General features: G+C 53.8%; 16 protein-coding genes. 10 read left to right on the top strand and 6 right to left on the bottom strand.

Going from position 1 to position 14857, the window contains the following annotated elements; translation table 11 throughout:
• The first annotated feature begins 32 nt into the window (after positions 1-32).
• From ctaD to MMG91_RS12050, 4 genes are read left to right on the top strand one after another with little or no spacing between them, the layout of a single operon-like run.
• Positions 33-1808 carry a cytochrome c oxidase subunit I gene (gene ctaD / locus MMG91_RS12065; protein ID WP_310659780.1) on the top strand — a complete coding sequence of 592 codons (1776 nt, stop codon included), beginning with the start codon at positions 33-35 and terminating at the stop codon, positions 1806-1808.
• A complete protein-coding gene (locus MMG91_RS12060) occupies positions 1805-2497 on the top strand; it encodes a cytochrome c oxidase subunit 3 (protein ID WP_310659710.1) in 693 nt (230 codons plus the stop codon). Before ctaD ends, MMG91_RS12060 begins: the two co-directional genes overlap by 4 nt.
• 6 nt (positions 2498-2503) lie before the next feature.
• Entirely contained in the window at positions 2504-3217 is a 714-nt protein-coding gene (locus tag MMG91_RS12055) for a heme-copper oxidase subunit III family protein (protein WP_310659709.1), read from the top strand.
• 13 nt (positions 3218-3230) lie between these two features.
• Positions 3231-3548, top strand: coding sequence for a cytochrome C oxidase subunit IV family protein (locus tag MMG91_RS12050; protein WP_305505027.1), 318 nt, complete (start codon positions 3231-3233; stop codon positions 3546-3548).
• 31 nt (positions 3549-3579) lie between these two features.
• Here the strand turns inward: MMG91_RS12050 and MMG91_RS12045 are convergent, their stop codons facing one another.
• The 5 genes from MMG91_RS12045 to MMG91_RS12025 all read right to left on the bottom strand — a co-directional run bounded on the left by MMG91_RS12045 (position 3580) and on the right by MMG91_RS12025 (position 8610).
• Positions 3580-4140 carry a magnesium transporter gene (locus tag MMG91_RS12045; protein WP_305448537.1) on the bottom strand — a complete coding sequence of 187 codons (561 nt, stop codon included), beginning with the start codon at positions 4138-4140 and terminating at the stop codon, positions 3580-3582.
• 753 nt (positions 4141-4893) lie between these two features.
• Positions 4894-6234: a hypothetical protein gene (locus MMG91_RS12040; protein WP_310659708.1), complete on the bottom strand. Its 1341-nt coding sequence runs from the start codon at positions 6232-6234 to the stop codon at positions 4894-4896.
• A 110-nt stretch (positions 6235-6344) separates the two neighbouring features.
• Positions 6345-6989, bottom strand: coding sequence for a hypothetical protein (locus MMG91_RS12035; protein WP_310659707.1), 645 nt, complete (start codon positions 6987-6989; stop codon positions 6345-6347).
• Between the two features lie 404 nt (positions 6990-7393).
• A complete protein-coding gene (locus tag MMG91_RS12030) occupies positions 7394-8284 on the bottom strand; it encodes an ImmA/IrrE family metallo-endopeptidase (RefSeq protein WP_310659706.1) in 891 nt (296 codons plus the stop codon).
• A gap of 2 nt (positions 8285-8286) precedes the next feature.
• Positions 8287-8610 carry a helix-turn-helix domain-containing protein gene (locus MMG91_RS12025; protein WP_099775649.1) on the bottom strand — a complete coding sequence of 108 codons (324 nt, stop codon included), beginning with the start codon at positions 8608-8610 and terminating at the stop codon, positions 8287-8289.
• Between the two features lie 185 nt (positions 8611-8795).
• Between MMG91_RS12025 and MMG91_RS12020 the strand changes: the two genes are divergently transcribed.
• From MMG91_RS12020 to nucC, 4 genes are all read left to right on the top strand, one after another.
• The gene (locus MMG91_RS12020) at positions 8796-9761 is read left to right on the top strand and encodes a CBASS oligonucleotide cyclase (RefSeq protein WP_310659705.1); all 966 of its coding nucleotides are present in this window, start codon (positions 8796-8798) and stop codon (positions 9759-9761) included.
• Between the two features lie 7 nt (positions 9762-9768).
• Positions 9769-10284, top strand: a complete 516-nt coding sequence (locus tag MMG91_RS12015) for a hypothetical protein (RefSeq protein WP_310659704.1) — start codon at positions 9769-9771, stop codon at positions 10282-10284.
• Complete coding sequence (locus tag MMG91_RS12010; RefSeq protein ID WP_310659703.1) at positions 10284-11216, top strand: AAA family ATPase; 933 nt, start codon at positions 10284-10286, stop codon at positions 11214-11216. The genes MMG91_RS12015 and MMG91_RS12010 overlap by 1 nt, the downstream gene beginning before the upstream one ends.
• A 63-nt stretch (positions 11217-11279) precedes the next feature.
• Positions 11280-12005 carry a CBASS effector endonuclease NucC gene (gene nucC, locus MMG91_RS12005; protein WP_310659702.1) on the top strand — a complete coding sequence of 242 codons (726 nt, stop codon included), beginning with the start codon at positions 11280-11282 and terminating at the stop codon, positions 12003-12005.
• 120 nt (positions 12006-12125) lie between these two features.
• On the opposite strand, the gene MMG91_RS12000 is transcribed toward nucC, so the two are convergent.
• Positions 12126-12587 carry a helix-turn-helix domain-containing protein gene (locus tag MMG91_RS12000; protein ID WP_310659701.1) on the bottom strand — a complete coding sequence of 154 codons (462 nt, stop codon included), beginning with the start codon at positions 12585-12587 and terminating at the stop codon, positions 12126-12128.
• 302 nt (positions 12588-12889) lie between these two features.
• On the opposite strand from MMG91_RS12000, the gene MMG91_RS11995 reads away from it, so the two are divergent.
• Both MMG91_RS11995 and MMG91_RS11990 read left to right on the top strand, forming a co-directional pair.
• Complete coding sequence (locus tag MMG91_RS11995; RefSeq protein WP_310659700.1) at positions 12890-13618, top strand: metallophosphoesterase family protein; 729 nt, start codon at positions 12890-12892, stop codon at positions 13616-13618.
• An 809-nt stretch (positions 13619-14427) separates the two neighbouring features.
• The gene (locus MMG91_RS11990) at positions 14428-14838 is read left to right on the top strand and encodes a DUF6957 family protein (RefSeq protein WP_310659699.1); all 411 of its coding nucleotides are present in this window, start codon (positions 14428-14430) and stop codon (positions 14836-14838) included.
• Positions 14839-14857 lie beyond the last annotated feature (19 nt).

Genomic DNA, 14857 nt, shown 5'->3' with positions numbered 1-14857 from the left:
TGCACCGAAACTTCGAACAGGAGGATGACGTGATGGCCTATGCGGAGCAAGCCGAAACAGAAGCACTACACGAACCTAAAAGCTTCCTGACCAAATATATCTGGAGTCAGGACCACAAGGTCATAGCCATTCAATACTCCTTGACGGCTATATTCGTGGGCGTTATCGCCGTGGTGTTGTCCGGCTTGATGCGCATACAGCTAGGCTTCCCCGGCACTTTGGAGTTCATGGACGCCAGTGCTTACTATCAGGCGATGACCATGCACGGCATGATCATGGTCATTTACTTGCTGACGGCCTTGTTTCTGGGTGGCTTCGGCAACTATCTGATCCCGCTGATGGTGGGCGCCCGCGACATGGTCTTCCCCTATGTCAACATGCTGAGTTACTGGTTCTACCTGCTAGCGGTAGTGGTGCTGCTCTCCAGTTTCTTTGCCCCTGGCGGCCCCACCGGTTCGGGCTGGACGCTCTATCCGCCACAGTCCATTTCTCAGGGAACACCGGGGGTGGAGTGGGGCATCGTCCTGATGCTCGTCTCACTGGCGATTTTTATTGTTGCAGCCACCATGGGCGGGTTGAACTACGTCACCACGGTGTTGCAGGCGCGCACGCACGGCATGACATTGTTTCGCATGCCGCTCTCCGTATGGGGCATCTTCATGGCCTCGATTATGGCCTTGCTGGCTTTCCCGGCGTTGTTCGTCAGTGCGGTCATGATGCTGTTCGACAAGCTGTTGGGCACCAGCTTCTTTATGCCGGCGATGGTTTCGCTTGGGCAGCAGCTCGAGCACCAGGGTGGCAGCCCGATCTTGTTCCAGCACCTGTTCTGGTTCTTCGGCCACCCGGAGGTCTACATCGTGGCTCTGCCTGCGTTTGGTCTGGTCTCCGACTTGATCAGCACGCATGCGCGTAAAAATATCTTCGGCTACCGAATGATGGTGTGGGCCATTATTGCGATTGGCGTACTCAGCTTTGTGGTCTGGGCGCACCATATGTATGTCAGCGGAATGAACCCGTACTTTGGCTTTTTCTTCGCCGTCACCACCTTGATCATCGCGGTGCCGACCGCACTGAAGGTCTACAACTGGGTGCTGACCCTGTGGCGCGGCGACATCCATCTGACCGTGCCGATGCTGTTTGCCCTGGCCTTTATCGTCACCTTCCTGGTCGGCGGTTTGACCGGATTGTTTCTCGGCAATGTGATCGTGGATATTCCGCTCTCGGACACCTATTTCGTCGTTGCCCATTTTCATATGGTCATGGGGGTCGCACCGGTACTGGTGGTGTTCGGCGGCATTTATCATTGGTTCCCGAAAGTAACCGGGCGCATGTTGAACGACACCCTGGGCAAGCTGCATTTCTGGATTACCTTTCTGGGTACCTACGCCATCTTCTTCCCCATGCACTACCTGGGTTTCCAGGGCATGCCACGCCGTTACTACGCCTATGAAAACTACGCGTTCATTCCTCAATCGGCGCAAGAGTTGAATGCCTTCATTACGGTGATCGCATTGATCGTCGGCGTTTCCCAGCTGCTGTTCCTGTTCAACCTGGCCTGGAGTGCATTCAAGGGCAAGCCCGCAGGCAGTAATCCGTGGGGCGCGGCCAGTCTGGAATGGCAAACGCCGAACACCCCGCCGATACACGGTAACTGGGGAGCGAAGTTGCCGGTCGTGCACCGCTGGGCCTATGACTACAGTGTGCCGGGGATAGAGCAGGATTTCGTTGCGCAAACGGTCTCCGCCGAGGAGCTGGAGCAGATGCGGCAACTGAGTGCCGGAACCAAGATAGCGGACGTTAAAACATGAAAAGGCTGCTATTGAGAAACGCCGACGATGCTGACCCCGGCGGCAGTTGGAGTCGCGACCCTGGGGGTATTCAGGGCACCGAGGGTGCCGATAGAAGCCAAATCGCAAGAGTGGGCCTGCGCTTGTTTCTGGTTGTGGTGAGTTCGTTATTCTTTCTCTTCCTGTTCGCCTTTATTGCCCGTTCACAAATGGCCGACTGGCTCCCCCTGACAGACCCCTTGGCGCCGTTAGCCAATCTCTGGCAGCTATGGCTGAATTCGGCTTTTCTGGTATTGAGTTGCATCGCACTGCAGTGGTCTCGTATGGCCGCCCGGCAGGCTCGACTGGGCGCAACGGTCATGGGTTTTGCATTGGGGGGCGTATTTGCCATTGCCTTTCTGGTGGGGCAACTCTGGCTCTGGCAGCAGTTTGTCGCCTGGGGCTACTTTGTCGCCAGCAATCCGGCCAACAGTTTCTTCTACCTGTTGACCGGTCTGCATGGGCTACACCTGCTGGGCGGGCTGATAGCCTGGAGCATCATCGCCGCTAAATTCCTGCGTCGCGTGCCGTTGGCGCAATTCAGCGTCCGCATAGAGCTCTGTACCACCTATTGGCATTACTTACTGGGTCTTTGGTTCGTGCTATTCGCCTTGCTGGCCAGCACGCCGCAAACCTATGAAGCCATCGCCAGATTCTGCGGCCTGAGGTGAAAAGCCATGGCATCGCACCCACTCGCCCCAGGCGAATCCAGTTCATCCAATCCACCAGACTCACCGCCTGCACCGGGATGGCAGGGCATCGCCAGCGACTGGGCCTCGGATAGAGAGGTCTTCAAGCAGGTCCCTTGGGGCAAGGCGATGATGTGGATATTCCTGCTCAGCGATACTTTTATATTCACCTGTTTTTTAACCGGCTACATGTCGGTACGCATGACCATCACCACCGCCTGGCCGAACCCCAGTGAAGTGTTCGCATTGACGATTGCCGGTCAAGAAATCCCGCTTATTCTGATCGCCATCATGACCTTTGTGCTGATCAGCAGCAGCGGGACCATGGCCATGGCCGTTAACTTCGCCTATCGCCGTGATCGCGCGAAAACCGCTGCCCTGATGCTGGCGACCGCGGCCTTGGGCGTGACCTTCGTCGGCATGCAGGCATTTGAATGGAGCAAGCTCATCGCGGAAGGGGTGCGTCCTTGGGGGAACCCCATGGGGGCGGCGCAGTTTGGTGCCAGCTTTTTCATGATTACCGGTTTCCACGGACTGCATGTGTCAATCGGCGCCCTCTACCTCGGCATTGTGGCGCTGAAAGTAATGCGGGGAGATTATGAGCGCTCCGGAAACTATCAGAATGTCGAGATAGCCGGGCTCTACTGGCACTTCGTGGACTTGGTGTGGGTGTTTATTTTTGCTTTCTTCTATTTATGGTAGAGGAGCACGGGTGATGGCACATGTTCAGGGTCAGCAACATCCAATCAGTTTGTACCTTAAAATTTGGGGGCTGTTATTCGTCCTCAGCACGCTGTCGTACCTTGTCGACTATTTCCACTTCCATGGCTACCTTCGGTGGTCCCTGATTATCACTTTCATGTTGTTGAAGGCAGGTTTGATTGTCTCCATCTTCATGCACATGGCCTGGGAACGGTTGGCCATGGTCTACGCCATATTGTTGCCACCGTTATGTTTACTGGTGCTCGTCGGGCTGATGGCCACCGAGGCAGACTATGTTTTCCTCAGCCGGGTCATTTCCTTCGGCCAATAAATAGCTTCCGGTGGCCTTGAGTCGACAGGGGCTAACCCGAAATCACTCGCTTGAACTGATGCCATTTGTGCTGCCAGGCCACTGTCCAGTGGGGGGCTGCCGTTCCCGTGCCGGCGATCGTCAGCGCTGGATGATGTTCGATTACCCGGTCCAATACCGGTTCCTGATCCGGTTCAACATCCACGAAGAAGATATGTTTTCCATCTTCTACCATCTGTTTAAAATTGCGGAAGTGAGCGTTCGGCACCTGAATACCAAAAAAACCGCCTTCCCAGATGCAGAAGCCAAATATAACAATGGCCAGGAAGATAAAAGGCACCCAGCCTGCGGCGGATTCAGTCCAGCCCATCCAATAGGCGCCGGCAAGGATCAGCGCCGCGAGTGGCACACCGACCACAGCACCAATCTCGCCAGAGTGAACAACATCCTGTTTCATTAACGAGTTAACCTCGTGGAGGTGATGTTCTTCCACATCAGCCACTTGTTCACTGAGCACATGAATTTGTTCGGTATTGATGCCGTTTGCTTCCAGTTCATTTTCAACGGCTTCGAGTTCGTCGAGATTGTCACTGATGTAATAGTGCCGATTCATGCCACACCTCCCATCTCGTGTTGGCTGTAGACCTCCTCTGTCCTGCAGCCTTTAACTGAGATTTGCAGTCGGTATCTGTGTCCATGGGGAACGTTACATGCTTCATGCAATTCGAAAGAAGTATAGCATTCGCTAGCATGCGGGGCGGGAAGCGACAAGGACTGGAAAGCAGCATTAGGGCCTGGCGCACCCAGCCCGATTCCACCAAATCCCAGACATAAAAAAACCGGCCATCAAGACCGGTTTTTTCTGTTCCTGCATCTCCCGTCAAAAAACAACGTAAGACTGAAATCTGAGTGGAGCGGGTGAAGGGAATCGAACCTTTATTGGACGAAAGGGCGGGTGAAGTGTGTAAGTGTGTAAATATGTGAGGCCCCCACGAATTGCCCGGCAACCGTTTACGGCATGGTGCATCCCCATCGGTCTTCACTCACCTGGTGAGTACTGGCGCCGACTCCCGATTCAAATCCCCCCCCCCAAAAAAAACAGCTGTAGCATGGGGGGCAGATCAAACCAGACTGCCGCTCGATCCAGCCTCATCAGGCTTTACGCTGCAACGCGGAGCAATTCCTGAGGTGTCCGGTATTTTTGCACAGGCTTGGACTTGTAGTGGTCTAATGAAACCGGACACCCATTTAGCCCGACCTGATTGACAGTCATTCAGACCATATGAATTGCCACCCCTTTAGATCCTTTAGCCAGGTATTTTGAGGTCATCTGCAATCGCCTGGAGCGATTTTTCCGAAGCCGAGGCTACCAGTGATTCCCAGGTGCTCCATCACCGTCAGCAAATAACAGGTGATGGGGCAATGGCTCGGGCGTCTTATGTTTGCCTACCCTGTAAAACGCAGTAGTTTCACTTACAGCCCAAGACTCCATGCGAGCTGTGGAATTCTCTGGTCGCCAGTAGTTGGCGTAGACGTAGCGGAGCCTGGTGCCTTCGGCGTCGAACCTACTCATTTCCATCGCATTGAGTATGTGGCGCATATCATCTGCAGACGACCCGCCCAATGCTTCGTAGCCCACATGCACCGCACTAGGTATCTCCAGAGTAAGCTGCTGTGAGGCCCGCCCTACAGTGCTTCGGAAATGCTTTGCCTTGGCTTTTGCAGCCTGGAATGACTCGCTTCGCCAGCTCACGATGCTTGCTTGATAAACCCGATCGGCATGCAAAGGCATCCGCGTGGAGGGCGTCCACTCGGCGCTGAAACTGTGATCATACGATAGGTCGTAAGAACCTTTGATAAGCTCGACCATACGGCTTGAGCCGTAGTAGACATCGTCATGCGCCATGACGGTCTCCAGCATCGTCCAGTCTGCGTCCCGGATATGCATGATCAGGTTGTCTTTCTCCAAAACTAGCCGCGCTTGCGGGTTCGCAATGTAGCTCTCCACGTGTTTGATCAAGGTATCGGCAGGGTACTCTTTGAGTTCCCGAAGGTATCGCACATCCACCAGTAACCGACGGCGTAAACGCCGAGCTAATTCGTGAACGGGCTTGGCCAAGGCCTCCGCACATGCGTGTTCTTCCAGCTCATAGCCGGAGCGGTTAATGCGTTTGCATTCCACTGCCCAACGTCGGCGGTTACTACTGACCACTAAATCTGGCGTCTTGGAACTACCTAACTGCTCGGGTACGAACTGAACGTTTGCCCAGCTTCGGCTCTTGTATGCGCCTGCTACCAATATTTCATACAGTCCCGCGTCAGGCGTCTTTCGTCCTTTCTTGAGTAGGGTTTCGACTCTGTCGTTCACACCCTCGATCTGCATGAGGTGGGCCAGGAGGTGGCCGATACGATGCATGACTGGGGCGATTCGAAACCCCTCGGGCACAAAGAAATTCCGCCTATCCTGAGCGAAAGCATTGGCCTGATGGATGTACCAGAAAATGGCATCGTTCGGATCGTAAAGCGGGACTTGCTCACCCTGTGCCCATTTCGTTAGGGCGCTTTCGTAATTGGCTTGCACATTGTCCATGCGAGTTTCCCAGTCTCGATGCTCAATGACCGAGCGAAACCACGCAATGGCATCGAGGCACGGTTGATCGATCCAATCCTGGCCATTGCGGGGGGCTATCCAAAGCGGGGAGTTCATGTTTTAGGCCCTTCCTAGGGATGAGTATCTTGATGAGATTATGTCCCAGGTGCTCTCGGAGCGTGGCTGGCCGCGATGTATACCAGAGAGCACCAATTGCCAGAACGCAATCAGGTCAGAGGTGGCTTGTTCCATCCGCTCAAATGGGGGATGTCCGTGTCCTTAGGTATCATTAGTCCCATTTTTTTCATCAGCACAATACTATTCAAGTAGTAAGCAATCTTCTCTGTCGGAATGAAGTGCAAAAGCCCGCGCTTCTCGCTTGCAAGCGTCACCATACCCGTGAATTTCCACACTTCATCGAGATCGGCGATGACTACTGAACCACTCATGCCACGTAGGTCATCCGGGCGATCGCCCTCGATTTGAATAGTTGAAAGGCCCTCAACCTTCGGCTCGGTAAGGTGCCCTCTGAAACAGTCCATCTCTGCTGCCAATTCCTTTTTTTCGTAGTCGTATTCTCGGCCTTCGTCGGGAAAACCGAAGACGTAGAAGCAATCGACGGCTCCAAACTTTTCGATTTCGACATGGAGGGCTGCATCCAGGCTTGCAAGACCTGCTGCGAATAGCCCTGCCTGCTGAGACTTTACGATTCGAACAATGACCAGGTCAGAGTCGGGATCGGGATCGGGATTGAATTCATCCCAGAAGACTGCGCAGAGGTCGAACAAGATGGAAATAGGAGCGCGGCGAAGCAGAATCTGCAACTCGTCATGGGTTGCGCCTTGGGCATTAAGCACGTGTTGGGCCGTCACGAGGAAGAGTTCCTCCGCGTCTCCAGTACGAAAGCGGTGCCTGCCCCATGGTGGGAATAGTGCTCGTTGAGGCGCTCGCTACTGAGGAGCACCGGATGAACCAAGCCCAGCATCATGTCTACAAAGGCAGATGGCGAGATGTATTCTTCTAGATGCTGCAGTCGAGCCTCATGGCTATGGCCTTTACACGGCGATTCAGGCCGAGGCGCCGGCAGTGCTGAGCAGGCCCTTGAAGCTCCGCACACCATCGCCAAACTTGCCTGCACATCAACGAGCTCGTAAAAGCGGTTCATGGACTGCTGGTTGGCAAGATATTTTTGGTGGCGTACCGGAGCGTCACCTCATACTACTAACCGATGGATATTCGCGTTCATATGCCACTCATGCTTGTCATGCCGTGCCTATCAATCACGGCGCCAACGGCCATTTTCATTGTCGCTTTGAGCAAAGGGCGGCCATACGGACGCATTACGCGGCAGGCACAGCAGAGTCATCGTATATTCGTATTTTTCGGACTGGATCTTCATCTCGCGCACGCTGGCGCTTCGATCAGCGTGTGGAAACCATAGCGATGCTGGAAGCTCAATTCCTTGGCGCTCCTGCGCAACGTTAGGGGACGCGGCCAGTGAACCTGCAGGAATTTCCACAGCTCCTTGGCGTGTCCGAAAAAAGGCCCCGTTCTTGCGTGCAGTAGCACTGGGGAATGCCCACTTCATGAATCCATCGCAAGAAAGGATGAGTATTGCGCTCTCTTCGGTGCACTGAATCCATTTCAATGCTGCAGCCGTCAGTGAAACGCCATAGCGCATCGCACAGTGACGCAGCACCTCGAAGTCGACGCTCGTGGTGAGCTGGTTACGGAAGTCATTAAGCGGCATCAGCAGGAAAGAAGCGAATAGATCAGCTTCGGCTTCAATATTCTTGTCCTCCCATGACAGCATGTCATCACTGCTGCATTTGAACTCGTCGCGCTTGAGGCGGTGCAGAATGTAATGACCAAGCTCATGGGCCTGGGTAAAGCGGATTCGACCGGGTGACTCCAACCCACTGTTGTAAAGCAGCATCCAGCGGCTTCTTGCTTCGTTGGCAAATAGCGCCCCATCAAATCCCTTGATATCGACCGCATCCACCTTGGCAATGGGATCAGGCCAGTTAAAGACCTCCGCTGTATCCAGAGCCAGTTTTGGTACATCTACGGGAAAGCGCGGAACCCCATGAACCTGACTGAAAAAATCACAAATCTTGGTCAGTCGAATTGCAGCTTTCTGCGGTGTCCACACCTCAGGCTCAGGCATTTTCAAAAATCCTTTTTGAATGTATCCAGAATCTTTCTCAGCTGCGCCTTGGCATCTGGTTCAAGATTCTTGTATCCACGAAAGAAAGCCTCGTCGAGATGTTTCTCTTCAGGCTCCCTCAGATCATCCTCGAAAAAGTAAGCAGTTCCTACTCCCAAAACATCTGCCAACGCGGTGAGCTTTTCAGCAGAAGGGCGTTGAGATTCCCGATTTTCAAGCTCCCATAGGTAGCTCTTGCTCAACCCCGCCATGTCCGCGAGCTTTTCCAAGGTCAATCCGCGCTGCTTGCGCAGGTCGCGGAGCTTCTCGCCGAGATGGGTAGCCATGTCCTATCTCCTCCAGTAGTGGTGAAAAATGTACCACGATTCCGAACAAATCGTTTGACAAAGACGCTAAGCGGGGGCAGTTTGTCACAAAGTTCGCTACTCCGAACTTTTTGTTTGGCTAGACGACATGCCTTCTGAGCTCCTCGCCCGGCCTTAGTACCTACAGATCTCCAAGGGGGGATGAGATGTCGAAAGAGCACGTTGATCACAAGGATATAGCCCGATTTGCGGAAGAGCGGGTGAACCTGCCCAAAGAAAAGGCGAAGGAGTACCGGGAACAGGCAGGACGCCTGCAGGACAAGCTGGAGGGCTATCTGTCGGACCATCCTGATTTTTCGCTCAAGCGCATGATGGTATCGGGCAGCTTGGCCAAGGGTACGGCTCTGCGTTCGCTGAATGATATTGACGTTGCGGTTTACATCAGTGGCTCAGATGCACCACGCGACACCCGCGCTCTTCTGGATTACCTGGCGGAACGACTGCGTAAGGCGTTCCCGAATTTCAGCGCGGATCAAGTCCAGCCTCAGACGTACTCGGTAACCGTGTCTTTCAAAGGGTCTGGCCTGGATGTCGATCTCGTACCGGTCTTGTACTCCGGCCTACCGCAGTGGCGGGGTAACTTGGTTAGTCAGGAGGATGGGTCTTTCCTGGAAACCAGTATTCCGTTGCACCTTGAGTTCGCGAAATCGAGAAAACGCGCGTCCCCGACGCATTTCGCTCAGGTTGTTCGACTCGCCAAATACTGGGCACGCCTGATGAAGCAGGAGCGTCAGGACTTCAGGTTCAAATCCTTCATGATCGAGTTGATCCTTGCCAAGCTGAGCGACAACGGCGTGAATTTCTCCAATTACCCTGAAGCCTTGCAGGCGTTCTTTACCTATCTGGTCACCAGCGAGCTCCGCGAGCGAATCGTCTTTGAGGATAACTACTCTGCCTCCAAGGTGGGCCCTTTGACTGATCTGGTTCAGATCATCGACCCGGTTAACTCCGATAACAACGTGGCCCGTTTGTACAACCAGCGCAATGTCGACGCGATCATCGACGCGGCAATGGACGCAGGTGACGCTATCGACGCCGCATTCTACGCGCCGACTAAACAGCTGACGGTGGGCTATTGGCAGAAGGTCTTTGGCTCTTCTTTTCAGGGGTGATCACACTATGTCTTCCTACAGTTTTACGGTTGCTGAGTCGCAGACTTTTACCGTCACCCATGCCCGCCACATGGCAGCCAAGGTTGCAACGGATTTGCGCCGTATGCAGCGCTTCTATGGCAAACCCAGCGATGTCTCGATCGAGCAATACGAGGCGGAGCTGATTGTGCTGCTCAAGGCAGGGTATCTAGGTGAGGTTACGTACGGCTTTAAACGTGGCGACGATTGGATCGAACCGACGTTGAGATACACCGCGGGCGACCTGATTGGATCGGGCTCTGATGATGACCCAGGGCGTGTTCGGCAGGGGCGGGACGTTTCCGGCGCGTCTTTCTATAGCTACCTGACTTACAGCTCGAAATACCATAACGCTTCGTCTGCAGATACGGAGAGCGCCCTGAAAGACTTGCCATTTGCGCGCGGCAGCGCATCGGAACCCGGCATCAGTGGTTATCTCGACAACGACAAAACCTACTCAGCGGGCGGTCGCGCCCTCAATCGCGCAAGCGTAAGGAGCTACTGATGAACGTGAAACCGTCTCTGGACGAACTGTTTGAGCGGCGTGTGTCTTTCCCTGACTTTGAACCACAGGAGCGTCTGGCGCGGCTTGTGGGTCTTGATGATCAGAAGGATCGGCTCGCCAAGGTATTGGGCTTGCTGGTCAACCCTTTTGGCTTGCAGGAGTGGGCGGAGAAGTATCACCCGCAAGCTCGGGCTGCAGTCGATACCGTAATGCGCCGACCACCTCTTGCTGTACTGGCTGGGGATGTCGGATCTGGGAAGACTGAATTGGCGGAGACGATCGGGGACGCTGTCGCTCGGCAAGAAGGCATTGATATCACACTCTATCCATTGAGTCTCGCGACCCGGGGTCAGGGGCGAGTGGGCGAAATGACTCAACTGGTTTCGGCTGCCTTCGACTACACAATCGAGGCTGCTGAAAAGCTCAAGAATCGCAGTGGTAAGGCTCGGGGTGCGGTGCTGCTGCTCATTGACGAAGCTGACGCCCTGGCTCAATCCCGAGAAAACGCTCAAATGCACCATGAGGATCGAGCGGGGGTAAACGCCTTAATTCGCGGCATCGATCGTATTGCAAATCAGAAGCTGCCGGCAGCTGTGCTGATGTGCACCAACCGTCTAAAAGCTCTCGACCCTGCAGTCCAACGGCGTGCGGCGGAAGTTTTGACATTTGGCCGTCCAGACGAGACCCAGAGGCGGTATCTGCTGACGACCAAGTTGCAAGGCATCGGGTTGGGCGTTCAGGCGATTGATGAGCTCGTTAAGCTGACCGGCCCGCGAGCAGTTGATGCGCCAGGTTTTACATTCTCCGACATCAACCAGCGACTGATCCCTGCCATTGTGCTTTCGGCCTACCCGCGCTCAGCAGTGGACGCCAGAACAGCACTACTGGCAGCCAAAGCAATGCTACCTACACCCGCTTTCCAGGATCGTTAACCAGTTGGGTCGAGCAGGTGCTAGGCATGATGCTCGACCCATATCCGTTTTTTCGGAGGCTATATGTCAACATGGTCACTTTCTACATTGCTTGCATCTCTGCATGACGATATCCAGCTCCGTTTAGGAACAGCGCGCAAAGCGTTTGCACATCCCGGCGCAAAGGGTGACGCGAGCGAGGGTGTGTGGATCGAGATGCTTAATACATATCTTCCCAAGCGTTATCAGGCCGCTAATGCGTTTGTAGTAGACAGCCTGGGCAACTTCAGCGACCAGATCGACGTAGTGGTCTTTGATCGGCAGTATTCCCCATTCATCTTCAAATTTGATGAGCACATCATCGTGCCAGCAGAAAGCGTTTATGCTGTTTTTGAAGCGAAGCAGACAGCTTCGGCGGATCTTGTCGCCTATGCCCAGCGAAAGGTCGCCAGCGTTCGCAAGCTTCACCGTACTAGCCTGCCAATACCTCACGCAGGTGGTGTATACCCAGCTAAACCATTGATTCCAATCCTGGGCGGTCTGTTGACCTTCGAGAGTGATTGGAGCCCGGCATTGGGGCCGTCGTTCGATAAAGCTCTCAAAGTGGATACGGCTGAAGGAAGACTAGACCTCGGTTGCGTGGCTTCCCATGGTCATTTTTTCTACGATGTCGGCGGCAATACTTTTAATTTTGAAAGTGAAAATAAGCCAGCGACGGCGTTCCTATTCAAGCTCATAGCGCAGCTCCAATTCAGCGGCACGGTGCCCATGATTGACATCGATGCCTATGGAAAGTGGTTGGCCAAATAGTTGTTTACCAATTTGCGTAGCCGCCAAGTAGGGAAATCCATATGAATAAAAAAACCGCACTTACTGAACTGCCCCGGGTTTACTAGACACCTCCGAGGCGTTTCGGCACTCCCCCCTAAATCAATCGTTTTCTCGCTCGCGTACATGCTTGCTGACGGTTTGCCTTGATACGCCAAGCCGACGGGCAACCTCTGCCTGTGAATGTCCTTCATCCATCAACTCGAAGATGTCGCTCTTCAGTTTGGTCGCTTTCGCGGTGACAGGGTGTGCGGTTTTGTCCAGTTCGTTGGAAACCGAGACGTCCAGCAAGTTCGATGAATCGAGGTCGTCATGGAGGCGACGGAGAATCTCGCGTGGTGATTGCCCACGATGTGCCGCGTAAACGACTGTCAGCAGAGACAGCGGATCAAGTTGAAAGGACTCAGCAAGCTGCTCACTTACCTCCAGTGACACCGATCTCTCAGCTGCCTCCAAGCGGCTGATTTGAGATTGGTTGATCTGCTTTGCAATTTTCTGCTGCGAGAGCTTTTTGTGGGCTCGCAGAAATTGCAGTGTTGCGGCATAGGCGGTGCGAAGCGACATTCAAGCGTTCCCGTCAAATAGAACGATATGTCGAATTTGTGTTGTCAGACGCAAATGCGTATTGGCATAATGATCTGACAAGGTCGCTATGTCTGAGACAGACGAGTGGGATAGGCCTTTGGGCAAGCTCCCTATTGCGGTGCTCGCAGGCGTCAGCATCGAAACGTTCCTTTCGAGAGAAATGCACCTTTCAATATAGAGCTAAATCGAGTCAGGGCCTTGGTTGTATCTCCCTGATTTGTGGCGCCGATAATGGATGGCGCTTTCCAGTTGTCGACCTACTTTTTGGAAATGGGCGAAACATGAAAATCCAGATTTTCTCGGATCTGCACAACGAGTTCGCCCCGTTTGAACCGCCCACAACGGATGCTGACATCGTTGTGTTGGCCGGCGACATCGACACCCAAGCGAGAGGCGTCAGTTGGGCAAACGAGGTGTTCAGCCAGCCCGTCATTTATTGCAGCGGCAACCACGAGTTTTACAAAGGCCACATCGACCACACGCTTCGCAAAATGCGAGAGGCCGCTGCGCCGCATGTGCATGTGCTGGAAAACCAGACCTGGATTTGCAACCAAACGCGTTTTTTGGTCACGACGGCTTGGACGGATTTCTCCTCCAGCGGTGATGCGATGGAAGCGATGATCACGTGCGGGATGTGGATGAACGACTTTCAGGTGATCAGAGCCGAGGAACGATTTCGGCGACTACGCCCGTCGGACGTGATTGAGCGAAACCACGAAGCGTTTGACTTTTTGGCTATCGAACTTGCAAAGCCTTTCGAAGGAAAAACGGTTGTCATCACGCACCATTGCCCGGTTCCGGAGGTGGCTGGCGATAAGAATGACGGCCATTTAAGTGCGGCTTATACCAACCGGTGGCACTCACTTCTTCCGATGGCAGACGTTTGGATTTTTGGACATACACATAGGGCTATCGATATCGAGCTGGGCGGATGCCGGCTCATCTCAAATCCTCGTGGTTATCCCCGAGAAGACACAGGCTTCATCTCGGATTTCACGATTGAAGTCTGAGCGGTGATGGAGGAGGGGGAGGATGTACTGGATCAAAACTTACGGAGCGAGATTGTCCGACTTCAGGTTTCATAGGTATCCAGCGGTCATTGAGAGAGCGCGAGCTGCCATTGCTGATCCAGACGTTGTTGGGTACCTGTTGTGTGCTCTGGAGCTCCCTCCAAAAATCACAGGGCTGCTGTTCTGTGACCCTGCGCAAAGGTACCCCGAAGGCTTACCCATACATGCACTACCTGTTGTAGATCGAAGCCAGCGTGCAGGCTACGACGTTTTTACGACTATCGATGGTGGGATTTTTGTCGTCGCTCACTGGCTGTTTGAGAACGGTGCCTTAGATCGGTTCGACCGAGTTCATTGATGTTTTTGGTGGGGCGCTTGTGGTGATGAACGAGGCTTAGGAAAGAAAAAATGGGGCTCCCAATATGCGTTTTGGACGCCAAGAAAATTGATTTCGGTGTCCAAGTGACAGGCTACCTGTGCTGCGCTGAATTCCAGCCTCCCTGCATGATCGGAGTGGTTTTTTCTGAAACACGCGGGCGGTTTGAGGACGGGAAAACGATCCGTACTTCCAGGCTCGAAAGGGTATTCGAACTGATGGGATATCAGCTTTGTGAAACTCACAACGGAAGCCGATACGTTGTTTGTCACTGGTGGCATGAGAACGGCGCTATGCCCGAGATCAATATGATCCACTAGCGAATTATAGGCTTTTCAATCGGCATCCAAGGTTACCCAATTCCCAGGATGCACGGCTCCCAGATGTCTGGATCCGTGCCGCTTTATAAGTCTTTAGAAAACTAGGCAGCAGTGTGCAAGCAGATTTGATTGAAGATGTGCTGTATGGCCCCGCGCAGATTCTCGGAGGCTCTCAGCTTGAAGACGGTGAGCTCATTCAACTGGCGCGTGAGGAGTTCGAGGGTCAGCCATTTTGTATTGTTCGGAATTGGATGTTGCTCGACCTCCTGCTCACCGAGGCCCAGGAGCGCGAAGTACGGAAGCAGGGACTTCAGCCCACTGTCCTATTCATAAGCAAAGCTGTGTTTGACAGCGAAGCTTGCCCCCCAACTGGCGATGGTTTCATCACTGGCTATCAAAAAGATTTCCACGGATGCTTTTTTGAAAGCAAAGACACGCTGTACATCCTGGCTGGTCGAGGCTCCCGAAAGCATGCGAGCTTGCCTGCTGTGACGTCGTTGAGGGAGGCCGTAAAAGCAACTTAGGGGTCGCGTCGGAAGGTAC

Origin of the sequence: Pseudomonas sp. JL3, from assembly GCF_031570575.1 — a bacterium.
Classification (GTDB): Bacteria; Pseudomonadota; Gammaproteobacteria; order Pseudomonadales; family Pseudomonadaceae; genus Aquipseudomonas; species Aquipseudomonas cucumis.
Note: the sequence above shows the minus strand (reverse complement) of the source record. Positions and strands in the feature narration are given on the sequence as shown.